This window comes from Candidatus Dadabacteria bacterium, assembly GCA_026706695.1.
Lineage (GTDB): Bacteria > Desulfobacterota_D > UBA1144 > Nemesobacterales > Nemesobacteraceae > Nemesobacter.
Window position 1 is genome coordinate 1 of sequence record JAPOYE010000025.1, and the last position, 4943, is coordinate 4943.

A 4943-nucleotide genomic window follows, 5' to 3' on the forward strand; every position below is an offset into this window, starting at 1 on the left:
CCAATCAAGATGCAAAGAACGAGCATTAGGACCGCTCTCTCCGCCGACAATAACCCATGAAATCCCTTTCAAGTCGATATCACCCAGTGGACCTAACAGCGGTTCAATAGATAAGAAGCGAACCGTAGCCGGTGTTGTTTGAAGATGTAAAATTCTGCTTGTAGCCGTTTGGTCTTCCACTGAAACACCGCACCAGATATGCTTCGGAACCGCACCATCAAAGTACCTGTGTTTCAGATAATCACGCATGAGTGAACTTCGTTTCGTCAATATCTGATAGATGTGGTGGTCCGCATTTTCCATCTGTTGAAAAACTTCGTCAATGAACCATTGCGGAACCTGTTTATGAAACAAATCACTCATCGAATTGACAAAAATCATACGAGGTTTTCGCCACCGTGATGGCTGGTCAAGTCGCGATGGCCACAAACGCAAGTCAAAGCCTTGTTCGTAGGGATGACCACTGACACCACGCCATCGTTCTGCAAAACGCGCAGCGTAGCAGTTGTCGCAACCACGCGTGATTTTGGTGCAACCCGTAACCGGATTCCATGTCGCGTCAGTCCACTCGATATCAGATCTGTCGGCCATGTTACAATCCCATGCTGAGTAATTCTTGCCTTTGCCAATGTGTTGCCGTAAATATACCTGCTTTTCCATTCATTCCCCTGATCACTTCATTCTTGGACGCCGAAGAGAACCTCAAATTCCTTTCACTCATTTTATTTATCAAGCAAACTCCTAATGTACTTTTTTCAGTCTGGAACAGTGAACGTCGTAATTCTCCAGGACCCAATCAGGCATTGAATATGAAGAAGCCATAGAAGAGATGGAGAAGGACATTCCCCTGCGAAGAATAGGTACACCCGAAGAACTGGCCGCCCTAGCCTGCTTTCTTGCTTCTGAGAAAGCAAGTTACATGACTGGAACTACTATCCAAGTTGATGGAGGATTGTTGAAGGGGCTGTTTTAAAAACTTGTGGGACTATATCGTTTTTTAAGGTATAATGGCATTTTCATTACAAGAGGGTTGGTCCTAAATCATGCCACGAAGTTCTGAACAAGCAGTACTGCTTACGCATTCTCCCGACCGCCCGGGTCTTCTCCGCGCAATAATCGATTTCATATCTAAGTATGGCGGTAACATATATGAAATGCAGCATTGCATGGACATGGATGATAAGGTCACCTTTGTTCGTGTGAAGTGGGAAATGGAGAAATTTTCCATTCCCAAAGAGGAATTCTCCGAACGTTTCCAAGAGGAAGTAGCTTCAGAATTCGATATAAAATTCGACATATTCTTCACCGGGAGAGTGTTGCGCATGGCGGTTTTCGTCTCAAAACTCCCACATTGTCTCTCCGATATCATATACAGGCTAAGGGTCAGGGAGTGGAATGTGGAAGTTCCCCTCATTATAAGCAATCATCTTAACCTCAAGCCCGTTGCTGACCGCTACGGCATGGATTTTTATGTGTTCAACGATGTGGAAAATAACAAAGAGGGAGTGGAAGCCAGTCAGCTTGAGCTTCTCAAGGACTATAAAGTGGATTTCATAGTGCTTGCCAGGTACATGCAGATACTTAGCGAGGATTTTGTCTCACACTACAGAAACAGGATAATCAACATTCACCATTCCTTCCTTCCCGCCTTTCCAGGAGCACGTCCCTATCACAACGCCTACAAAAGAGGTGTCAAGATCGTTGGGGCAACGAGTCATTACGTAACCGAGGATTTGGATTCCGGACCCATAATAGAGCAGGATGTAATACGGGTAAACTACAACGATTCCATAGACGACCTAGTGAGAAAGGGAGAGGATCTGGAGAAACAGGTTCTTTCAAAAGCAATCTGGTCTCACATCAACAGAGAAATTCTGATATACAAAAACAGAACAATAATGTTCAATAAATGACCCTCTAAACTTCCTGGAGCTTTGAAGCACCCGAAGCTCGAGAAGATGAATTCCACCCAGTCGTTTCTCCGTTACCTGCTTATTCATTATCTTCTTCCTTATCCCGCCTGAAAAGAGACCTTATCCTGTTGTAGTCGTATTCTTCTGAGCTCTCCGCTTTCTTTTCCGCAGATTCCACTACCATCATCTTCAATCCCCTGAGCACCTCGTCTTTGGACATGGTTGGCTTGACCTTGAATGAAATTTCTCCCAGGGGAGTGTTCCTGATTTTTATGCCGGATGGAATCTCGAATTCCTTGCGCTCATTGTATTTGTCAAGCACCCTGCTCATGTACTCTTTCCAGACTGGAACCGCGGACAGGGATCCTGCTTCTTTGTCTCCAAGCGAGGTGTTATCGTCCTTTCCAACCCACACCCCCGCGACAACCATGGGACTGTATCCTATGAACCACGCATCCGTATAATCATTTGTGGTCCCTGTCTTGCCTGCGACTCTTGCCTTGGAATTAAGTGAATTGGCGAGCAGTCCCGTCCCCTCCGATACAACCGCTTCCATCATGTCCGTCATTATATATGCCGTCTCGGGGCTTATAACCCTCTTAAACTCTTCCGTATTGCCAAAATAATGGATGGGAACTTTCTTGATGAAAAACCCGAATTCCCCCGCGGTAACGAACTCTCTTTGATCTTCGGCCAAAAGCCCTAAAAACTGCGACCTGCTCTCGCTAGGCTGCGGCGAAAGACGCTCCTGATAATGCCATTCCCCCGACTCCTCACCCTGCTTAAGTCTCCTCTCGTACCGCAGATACACCTCCCCGGTGTTATCCTCAATCAGGCTTCCGTTCCTGTCATAGATCCTGAGTATGAAATTCGGTTTCCTGTATATCCCGGAATTTGCGAAAACAGAATATGCCGCAGTTATTTCCAGCAGAGTCACTTCGGAGCTTCCCAGAGCAAGCGAGGGATAGGGATTGATTCTGGATCCGAACCCGAAGGGCCTGGAATAACTCGCTACATATCGCGGATCCACGTCCATGATAAGCCTGATCGAAGAAAGGTTCCTCGAGTTGACAAGAGATTCTCTGAAGAAGATCGACCCCATGTATTCTTCGTCGTAATTCTCCGGAACCCAGTCATCCACGATAATCGGTACGTCAAGGAGCTTGCTCGTCTGCGTATACCCTTTGTCTATAGCCGCCGAATAGAGAAAAGGCTTAAACGCGGAACCCGGCTGCCTTTTCGCCTGAATAGCCCGATTGAACTTCGAGAGTCCGAAGTCATATCCTCCTACCATTGAGATGATGTTGCCCCTTGCGTCCATGGCAACCAGTGCCCCCTGGGTCTGGGGCCAGAACAGGGGAACTATATCGGTCACCTTCTCATCGCTTACAGACACCCTCACCTTTATAACGTCTCCCGGGTTCAGTCTCTCCGGGAGAAGATAGATGCCATCGGGAGGGGGAAGATACCTCTCCGGGTCGACTATGTAACTGAATTTCCGTTTCTCGCCGCCGACTTCCACCGTAGCAAAAGAAGTTTTCTCGTCTACGTCTCCCGTGACGGTGACAACGGCCCTGTACGTTCTTCCGTCCTGAAAAGCAAGCTGGCGCTGCTGTTCTTTGAATTCCTCGATCTTCTCAAGAGTTCTGAGCCTGGCAATGGTAAATCTGGTTCTGCCCTGTCTTTTCTCGGTGTTGCGTATTCCCCTTCTAATGGCCCTGTAGGCCACAAGGTTCAGGTCCATGTCAAGGGTTGTGTAAACCTTGTAACCGCCCTTTTCGTAGGCCCTCCTGCCGACTTTCCTCTCAAGATACTCCCTTACGTACTCAATGAAGTAAGGAGCTATGTACTCCCCTCTGGGTTCCTGCTTCGGAATGATTCTTATCTTGTACGCCAGGGCGTTGCGCTTCTGTCTTTCGGTTATGAACTCCTGGTTGCGCATTATGTTTATCACGGTCTTCTGCCTTTTAAGCGCATTTGAGGGATTGACTCTGGGCGAGTACAGCTCGGGTCTTCGCGGAATTCCCGCCAGCAGGCACGCCTCGGCTATGTTTATGTCTTTTGCCGACTTTCCGAAGTAGTTCCGGCTCGCCATCTCAACTCCGTAGACGCCGTCGGCAAGGTATATGTGGTTTAGGTAAAGGTAGAGTATTTCGTCCTTGGAGAGGTTCTTTTCTATCCTGTAAGAGAGAATAGCCTCTTTTATCTTCCTGCTGTATGCCTTTTCGGGACCCAGAATGAGGTTTTTGGTTATCTGCTGCGTAATGGTGCTTCCGCCGGAGACGATTCTGCCCGTAATCAGGTTCTGTAAAAGGGCCCTCACAACGCTTTTGGCGTCCACGCCGCTGTGCTGGTAGAACCTCCTGTCTTCGACGGCTATGAAGGCGTTTACCACGTGAGGAGGCATATCCTCGAGATTTACAAGCGCCCTTCTCTCAAGCCCGGACTGCGCTATCAGCTCCCCTTCGGATGAATAGAATTCGTTCAGAATAGCGGGCTGATACCTTGTGAGATCGCGCAGGTCAGGGAGGTCTTTTGAGAAATAGATATAGACCGCAAGAATCCCGACCAGGCAGGCAAACGCAAAGACCGCAGGCACGAAGAAACGGAAACGGGGAAGCTTGCCCGGCTCTTTGCCGGCAAGATTGATCCCTCTATTAAGATTCATTTGCACCGGGAGTATACAGTTCCGTGGAAATCAACTCGAAAAAAGGTTACCTTAAAAAAGCTTTTTTTGGGTTATTTTAATCGGCAATTATACCAATGACACATTTTTCTGAAGATGAAGCGATGGCCGCTCTCAGTTCATACGTAAAAGGCGTGACGGACCAGGAAATAAAAGTACTTATTCTGAAACTCAAGAACGAGATCAGGAAAGAAGACGTGACGTGGGAACAGATAAGAGAGATACTGGCCGAGATCAAAAGCAAAGACGGCAGCGCGCTCAAAGACATAATCCCTTTTCTTGTGTATTGGAGATATAGTTAAAACTGGTGTATGGAGAACTTGAAAAAAAGCGGCGTATCCGGT

At 47.6% G+C, this 4943-nt stretch carries 4 protein-coding genes and 1 pseudogene; 3 read left to right on the plus strand and 2 right to left on the minus strand.

Annotation, left to right across the window (positions count from 1 at the left end; genetic code table 11):
• A partial coding sequence (locus OXG10_02220; protein ID MCY3826184.1) for a phage Gp37/Gp68 family protein occupies positions 1-591 on the minus strand: 591 nt, incomplete at its 3' end.
• 193 nt (positions 592-784) lie between these two features.
• Here OXG10_02220 and OXG10_02225 point away from each other — a divergent pair.
• Together OXG10_02225 and purU are read left to right on the plus strand one after the other, a co-directional pair.
• Positions 785-973, plus strand: a pseudogene (locus OXG10_02225) (SDR family oxidoreductase).
• 70 nt (positions 974-1043) lie between these two features.
• Positions 1044-1913: a formyltetrahydrofolate deformylase gene (gene purU, locus OXG10_02230; protein ID MCY3826185.1), complete on the plus strand. Its 870-nt coding sequence runs from the start codon at positions 1044-1046 to the stop codon at positions 1911-1913.
• 79 nt (positions 1914-1992) lie between these two features.
• Here the strand turns inward: purU and OXG10_02235 are convergent, their stop codons facing one another.
• Entirely contained in the window at positions 1993-4581 is a 2589-nt protein-coding gene (locus OXG10_02235) for a PBP1A family penicillin-binding protein (GenBank protein ID MCY3826186.1), read from the minus strand.
• Positions 4582-4676: 95 nt separating this feature from the next.
• Between OXG10_02235 and OXG10_02240 the strand changes: the two genes are divergently transcribed.
• Positions 4677-4901: a hypothetical protein gene (locus OXG10_02240; GenBank protein MCY3826187.1), complete on the plus strand. Its 225-nt coding sequence runs from the start codon at positions 4677-4679 to the stop codon at positions 4899-4901.
• Positions 4902-4943: the final 42 nt, after the last annotated feature.

What these genes read in the sequence shown, in the direction of transcription:
- purU (MCY3826185.1), top strand. Translation starts at nt 1,044, where the DNA reads ATGCCACGAAGTTCTGAACAAGCAGTACTGCTTACGCATTCTCCCGAC.
- OXG10_02235 (MCY3826186.1), bottom strand. Translation starts at nt 4,581, where the DNA reads ATGAATCTTAATAGAGGGATCAATCTTGCCGGCAAAGAGCCGGGCAAG.
- OXG10_02240 (MCY3826187.1), top strand. Translation starts at nt 4,677, where the DNA reads ATGACACATTTTTCTGAAGATGAAGCGATGGCCGCTCTCAGTTCATAC.